The organism is Protofrankia sp. CiP1_Cm_nod3, assembly GCF_982290655.1.
Window position 1 is genome coordinate 26,012 of sequence record NZ_CEVIVD010000058.1, and the last position, 5,823, is coordinate 31,834.

Consider the following 5,823-nt stretch of genomic DNA (forward strand, 5'->3'; position numbering starts at 1 on the left):
GGCGCAGCAGCCGATCAGCCACGGAACCGACTGACAAACCGACCGAAAAGAGGCAGTTGTGAGCAGCCTGGCCACCGCCGCCGCGCTCGTCGCAGTCGCGGCTGCCGCGATCATCTATGGCACCGATGTCTTCTCCGCGCTCGTACTGCGCCCTGCCGCGGTCGATGCCGCTGACGCCTCCGTGGCCGACCTGATCGGCCGGGTCCACGAGTACGGAGATCGCCGGCTGCCCGTGCCCGGAGCGGTCTCCGTCCTCGCCGCGGCGCTCGCCACCGTGGCCAGCGACACCAGCCCCGCGCGCATCGGCGGCACGACAGCGCTGGCCGCGCTGCTGGCCTGGCTCGCGATCTACGTACGCGTCAGCGCGCCGATCAACAAGCGGCTCCGCGCGGCCGCGGCCAGCCACACCGTCCCGGCGGACACCCGGGCCCTCCAGCAACGCTGGGACAGCGTCATCTGGGCCCGGGCCGCCCTGCAGACCATCGCGCTGGCCGGTCTACTCGTCATCATCCTCGGTCGATGACCAGGAGACCTGTCCAGCGACCAACGTGCCCAGTTACCGAAAGTGTGGTGAACATGGATCCACGGCAGACCGCCGACGCGGTCGCGCAAGCCATGACATCTCGCGATCACGCGGCGCTCATGGCCCTGTACGCCGAGGACATCGTCTTCAGCTCGCCCGTCACCGCCGTGCGGTTCACCGGCAAGGCAGAGGTGGGCGCGCTCATGGCTCACGTCCTCGCCGGTTTCCAGAGCTGGGAACGCACCTTCGTGTTCACCGGCGACGACGAGTGCGTGTTCGGCGCCCGCGGGCGCATCGGCGGCCACGACATCGACCTGGCCGAACACTTCCGTCTGGACCCGGCCGGACGCGTGGCCGAGATCAGCATCTACGGACGCCCGCTGGCCGGCATCGCCGCCATCGCCGCTGTCGCCGCCCCACCACTCGCCGCCCGCCACGGCCGCAACCGTGAGCGCCTGGTCGGCCTGATCTCCCGCGGTCTCCCCGGCGCCCTGGCCCGGGGAGACCGGCTCATCACCCGTCTGGCCCGCTGAAACACGGCCCCGCTGGCGGAGCGGCGCCCCTCACTGGCCATGGTCAACCAGCATCATGATCCCCCAGCGGCAACCGCGGGCGCGTTGCTACACCCGCGGCAGTTCGCACCTTTCGAGCCCCCAGCAGCCATCTCGGGAGGCCCGCAGACGCCCCCAGCAGACGGAGCGAAGCCGATCAAAGATCGGCAAGCAAGGCAACCCACGCACCGTAGAGGTTACTCAGCCGCCGAGCGGCATGGTCACGACAGTGGTCCATCGGTAGACCCGCTCGTCGCGGTTGAGGTCGATGAGCTGGATCGCGCGGACGGTGGTGGTGACGCTCATCGGTTCGACCGCGAAAAGACGCTGACGTAGCGGCTCCGCCGAGGTGTCCGCGCCGGAATAGGCGACGGAGACGTGTGGGGTGAAACCGTCGGCGGTTTCAGGCACCCTTTCGGGCCCCCACACGTCGGCGATCGCGGCTCGGACGGTGGCGCGTAGTTCCTCCACTGGCTGCCACGGGGCGGTCTGGAGCATGACGGCTTCCGGGTCCGCGTCCGCCGGCCCGAGGGTCAGGTCGAACGGATCGAGCTGGCGGCAGCGTGTACACGCCGCGGTGATGATGCCGTTCAAGTCCCCGGGGGTGCCCTCGTCGGCGAAGCCGACTCCCTGCATGGTCAGGTGCAGGCCCTCCGCGGGCACCAGGTCGAGGGTCGGCAGAGTGAGTGCCTGCTGATAGCGGTCAGCGAGGTCGACCACGTCGGAGGCGCCGTCGAAGGTGATGTGGAACGGTAGAACGACCGGCCGATCTTCCAGCCGGGGCGCCACCACCAGTGCTCCCGCATCCGTTCCAACCGGGCGAACGCTTCCCGGCGGGCATCGACATGCCGCTGCTCCCGAGTCATACCGGGGAGGCTAGCCACCGGGCAACGCCGGCCGTGCGCTGTTCTGCCAGTCAGCGGCCAACTCGGCCAGATCCCGCATGGGCGCGGCCGGCAGAAAACGACGGCCGGCGTCGAGGAACTGCGTGAGAACTTCCGGGGGCCAGTCCAACGGCCCGTCATCCCACGGCAGAACCTGATCTTTCAGGCCGTAGATCTCTCCGTGAGCTGTCCACATACGTAACCCCCCAGTTGTAACAAGCCCCCTGCGCGGGAGTGCAGGCCGGCCAACATCACTACCCACGCGGTCATCCCGACGTCCATGACGACCGTGATCCGGCCCGTAATCCGGGAACGATGCGCGGTGGCGCCGGGGCGTGCTGGCACCGGCGTTGTCGGTACGCCCGGTTCGCTCATGGCGGTCTGTTCTCTGCGCTGCTGGAAGGACGCGCCGGCCCGCAGCCACGCCCACGGGCAGCGTCGGCAGTAGGCGTGGCGCGCGGGCCGGCGCGCGTTCGGGCAGGCCCCCGCCCTGCTCACCAGGCACGGACGGCGGGGGCCTGCGTCTTAGGTCCCCGTGCGGGGAGAGTGGAACGGGAAAACGATCGGGACGACACGGCCGTCGAGCCCGCAGCTTGTCGCGTGATGATCTACGGCGGCTACGGTCGGGAACGGCAGACGAACCTCGACCGGCTGCTGTCCTGGGCCGTAGACGATGACGGCGTACAGCACCGCGTCCGCCGGCGTGTCCGGCCGGGGCAGAGTCCGGATCGTGCAGGTCCCGGTATGTGGCACGACATCCCCCAATCGCCTGTTGGTTGCGCGGCCGGCCGGGTTATCGTGCCGACGCGACACATTTCATGACGGTGCGCGACAGCCGACTAGCTGTGACGAGGTGAGCTGCCGTTGACACACACGTCACGCGCATCTCACGCACGTGTTGTCACACCGTGGCGGAAGGCACACAGGTGAACGATCAGGCCGCGGTCGAGTACCTCGCCGGCCGCATCCGCGCGCTGCGCCTCGCCGCGGGCATTCGCAGCCTCGCCGAGCTCGCCCGGCGCACCAACCTGGACCGGGCCGGGATCAGCCGGGCCGAAAGCGGCCGGAACCTGCCGTCCGAAGTCGTCGTGAAGGCCATCGACACCGCGGTAGACGCGGGCGGAGAGTTAGTAGAACTCCGCGCACGGATCCACCGGACGAGGATCGGTGCCGGTGACCCGCGGGAGGGGGTGGGCGTCACGGACCGGCGGCAGATGTTGGAGGCGGGCGCGTTCACCATGCTGTCCGCGCTCGCCGCGGACACCTCCCGGGAGATCGCGCACGGTGACCCTGACCCGCTGACGCTCGCGGACATCGATGACGACATCGACCGGATCGCCGCGGTCTACGCCGTCACCCCGCACACTGTGCTCCTCCCCCAGGTCGAACGGCGCTGGTTGCAGGTCGACACCGCGCTGAAGGGCCGGACCAGCCTGGCCGTACACCACCGGTTGAGCCTGGCGGCCGGGCGGCTGTCCTACTTCGCTTCCCGGCTGGCGTTCAACGTCGGTGACTTCACCACGGCCCGGCATCTCGCCGTGCTCGCCGGACAGTACGCCGAGCAGACGCAGGACGCGGTGCTGCTCGCGTCGGTCGCCGGGATGCACTCGGGCATCGCCTACTACCGGAAACGGTATGACGTGGCCGTGTCCGTCTTCGGCGGGTATCCGCCCGATCCGCCGTACCTGCGGGCCCGGAACGCGGCCTACCGGGCGCGCGCCCACGGACGCCTCGGTAATGCGACCGCGGCCCGGGCCGAGCTGGCACTGATGCACCGTTCCCTGACCGACGAACCGCCACAGCCAGGGGATCTCCCGCTCGGAGAGGCCGCGGCAGGCATGTTCGCGGCGAGCGCCCTCACGTCGATCGGGTACGGCCAGGAGGCGGAGCCGTGGGCACGGCGGTCCGTGGCCGCGCACGAGGCCACCGGGCCGCAGGTGAACCGGGAGGAGTGGGGGCATGCCCTGCTCACCCTGTCCGCGGCGTTGATCTGCCGGGACCATCCGGACCCGGAAGAGGCTGCCCGGGTCGGCGTCCAGGTCCTGGACGTCGTCGACGGCCACCCCACCCACACCGTGACCCAGCGCGCCGGGGAGATGCTGGGCATGCTGGCGGACTATCGGACCCTGCCCGCCGTGGTCGACTTCCGCGAACGGCTCGCGGCCGCGCCACGTCCGGCGCTGACGGCATGAGTGGCCTGTCCGGCGAGCCAACCGTGCTCGTTGTGCCGACGGTGGTCACGGACCGGCTGATCCTGCGCTGCTGGCGGCCGGCGGACATCGACCCGTACGCGGCGATGAACGCCGACGAGGAGACCATGCGCTACCTCAACGGCCCGTTCGACCGAGCCGGCACCGAGCGGCTGATCACCCATCTGGCCGGCATGTGGGTGCTGCTCGGGTATGGCATGTGGGCGGTCGAGGACAAGGCCACCGGCGAGTTCCTGGGCCGGGCCGGGTTGTACTACGCCGACGGCTGGCCCGGGGTCGAGGTCGCCGTGTCCATCCGCCGGGACCGCTGGCGGCAGGGACTCGGTACGGAAGCGTGCCGTGCCTCGATCACCTGGGGATTCACCACCCTCCCCGTGGACGAGATCATCACGTTCCCCAACCGGGACAACGCCGGGATGAACGGGGTCGCCCGCACGCTCGGCATGGTGTTCCAGGGTGAGGCATCAGCCATCGGCCCGTGGCGGGACAGCAACCTGTACAGCACCACCCGGGAGAAGTGGGCTGCGGCTATCGGCAGCTGACCGGGCCACGCGCTGACTGTGCATCAGGTCGGATCAATCCGTGCGCTGGACGGAGCGTCGTTGCGCTGTCTGCTGGCGGAGCTCCGCCGCAACCCGGTCATGCTGGGCATTCCGCTCGAGGCGGTGGGCGGCACACAGAACATCATCGGGCGGTTAGGGCTCGGCGCAGTCGTCGTGCTCGCAGGTCACATAGCAATCTTGCTACCCGGCAAGATGGGCCGCGAGGGCGTAGGCGGCGTGGCGGTCGAGGTTGTGCCGGGCCCGGTCGTATCGGCGGGTGGTGCGCGGGTCGGCGTGGCCGGCGGCGTCCTGGACGTCGCGCAGGCTCACCCCGGCGTCCACGTGTGCGCGGCGGTGTGCCGGAACTGGTGCGGGTGCAGGCCCTTGATGCCAGCCGCCTCGCCGCGGCGCCACAGCATCTGACGGATGCCGTCGGCGCTGAACGAGCCCCGGCCCTTCTCCCCAAGCCACAGTGCGTCGGTCTTCTTCGCCCAGCGGTCTTTGCTGCGTACCCGCAGGTACCGCTCCAAGGAGATGCCTGTCTTCGAGCCGAACGGGACGGCGCAGCCCTTCCGCCCCTTCGCCAGGATATGGATCACGTCCTGGGTGAGGTCGACGTCTTCCACGGTCAGATTCGCGATCTCGGCGCGGCGGGCGCCCGTGTCCATGAACAGGCGGATGATCGCCTCGTCGCGGCGGGAGACCAGGTCCCGGCCGGCGCATCCGGCGAGCAAGGTCCGGATCTGATCGTCGGCGAGAACAGGCACCGGCTGTTCGGGGACGACCGGCGGGCGCATCCGGTCGAGCGGCGACCGGTCGAGATCCTCTTCCTCGGTGAGCCACTGGCCGAACTGCTGCAAGGCCCGGAAGACGAGGGACACGGTTGCTGGGGCCTGGCTGGCCGCGTAGTCGGCGAGGAAGGCTTCGACGTGGAACGTTCCAGCTCCGCCGGGTCGGTCGGGCCGTCGTTCGCGGCGAGGTGGCGGACAAGGTCGTCGGCCGCGCCGAGATACAGGGTGCGGGTGCGGACGGAGAGGGTCCGACCTTCCAGCGACCGGCTTCACTGGCGTACCAGCGACCCCCACGAACCATGGTCAACAGGACTCATGATCG

At 70.0% G+C, this 5,823-nt stretch carries 8 protein-coding genes; 4 read left to right on the forward strand and 4 right to left on the reverse strand.

What is annotated here, in order from left to right; genetic code table 11:
- Window positions 1-58: 58 nt before the first annotated feature.
- Window positions 59-523, forward strand: a complete 465-nt coding sequence (locus tag AC5LUJ_RS13195; RefSeq protein ID WP_250282202.1) for a DUF1772 domain-containing protein — start codon at window positions 59-61, stop codon at window positions 521-523.
- A 92-nt stretch (window positions 524-615) separates the two neighbouring features.
- The gene (locus AC5LUJ_RS13200) at window positions 616-1,056 is read left to right on the forward strand and encodes a nuclear transport factor 2 family protein (RefSeq protein ID WP_250282200.1); all 441 of its coding nucleotides are present in this window, start codon (window positions 616-618) and stop codon (window positions 1,054-1,056) included.
- A gap of 219 nt (window positions 1,057-1,275) precedes the next feature.
- Here the strand turns inward: AC5LUJ_RS13200 and AC5LUJ_RS13205 are convergent, their stop codons facing one another.
- Complete coding sequence (locus tag AC5LUJ_RS13205; RefSeq protein WP_250282198.1) at window positions 1,276-1,866, reverse strand: 2'-5' RNA ligase family protein; 591 nt, start codon at window positions 1,864-1,866, stop codon at window positions 1,276-1,278.
- 84 nt (window positions 1,867-1,950) lie between these two features.
- Window positions 1,951-2,154 carry a hypothetical protein gene (locus AC5LUJ_RS13210; protein WP_250282196.1) on the reverse strand — a complete coding sequence of 68 codons (204 nt, stop codon included), beginning with the start codon at window positions 2,152-2,154 and terminating at the stop codon, window positions 1,951-1,953.
- Between the two features lie 730 nt (window positions 2,155-2,884).
- Between AC5LUJ_RS13210 and AC5LUJ_RS13215 the strand changes: the two genes are divergently transcribed.
- Window positions 2,885-4,150 (forward strand): helix-turn-helix domain-containing protein, encoded by a 1,266-nt coding sequence (locus tag AC5LUJ_RS13215; protein ID WP_250282194.1) that lies wholly within the window; start codon window positions 2,885-2,887, stop codon window positions 4,148-4,150.
- Window positions 4,147-4,710 carry a GNAT family N-acetyltransferase gene (locus AC5LUJ_RS13220; protein WP_250282192.1) on the forward strand — a complete coding sequence of 188 codons (564 nt, stop codon included), beginning with the start codon at window positions 4,147-4,149 and terminating at the stop codon, window positions 4,708-4,710. The genes AC5LUJ_RS13215 and AC5LUJ_RS13220 overlap by 4 nt, the downstream gene beginning before the upstream one ends.
- A 201-nt stretch (window positions 4,711-4,911) precedes the next feature.
- Here AC5LUJ_RS13220 and AC5LUJ_RS13225 read toward each other — a convergent pair whose 3' ends face one another.
- Both AC5LUJ_RS13225 and AC5LUJ_RS13230 read right to left on the reverse strand, forming a co-directional pair.
- Window positions 4,912-5,040 carry a hypothetical protein gene (locus AC5LUJ_RS13225; protein WP_445548394.1) on the reverse strand — a complete coding sequence of 43 codons (129 nt, stop codon included), beginning with the start codon at window positions 5,038-5,040 and terminating at the stop codon, window positions 4,912-4,914.
- Window positions 5,037-5,591, reverse strand: coding sequence for a tyrosine-type recombinase/integrase (locus tag AC5LUJ_RS13230; protein ID WP_493465007.1), 555 nt, complete (start codon window positions 5,589-5,591; stop codon window positions 5,037-5,039). Before AC5LUJ_RS13230 ends, AC5LUJ_RS13225 begins: the two co-directional genes overlap by 4 nt.
- Window positions 5,592-5,823: the final 232 nt, after the last annotated feature.

Coding starts and splice junctions, on each gene's coding strand:
- AC5LUJ_RS13200 (WP_250282200.1), top strand. CDS start 616: ATGACATCTCGCGATCACGCGGCGCTCATGGCCCTGTACGCCGAGGAC.
- AC5LUJ_RS13210 (WP_250282196.1), bottom strand. CDS start 2,154: ATGTGGACAGCTCACGGAGAGATCTACGGCCTGAAAGATCAGGTTCTG.
- AC5LUJ_RS13220 (WP_250282192.1), top strand. CDS start 4,147: ATGAGTGGCCTGTCCGGCGAGCCAACCGTGCTCGTTGTGCCGACGGTG.